Annotated in this window: 1 pseudogene; it reads right to left on the bottom strand. The window is 49.8% G+C overall.

Features of this window, described 5'->3' with window-relative positions:
• Window positions 1-259, bottom strand: a pseudogene (locus AAEY75_RS15940) (iron-containing alcohol dehydrogenase); the annotation flags it as partial.

Raw genomic sequence — 259 nt, 5'->3', positions numbered from 1 at the left:
ATGCATCCCCACAGACACTGGCGTTAAATCGCATAACCTGAGGGAGCACTAGCGCATTAGAAAGACCGTGCGGGACATGGAAAATACCACCAATCGGGTAGGCTAACGCATGCACTCCCGCTACGGGCGAGTTAGCAAACGCCTGTCCAGCAAGCATCGCACCTAGAAGCATATTAGATCTTGCCTGAATATTTGTGCCATCTTTTACAGCAGTCTCTATATTTGCACCCAAAAGTCGCAAAGCTTCCCGTGCAATAGC

The organism is Psychrobacter sp. TB55-MNA-CIBAN-0194, assembly GCF_040309505.1.
GTDB classification, from domain to species: domain Bacteria; phylum Pseudomonadota; class Gammaproteobacteria; order Pseudomonadales; family Moraxellaceae; genus Psychrobacter; species Psychrobacter fozii.
This window is presented reverse-complemented; position numbering and strand designations above follow the sequence as displayed.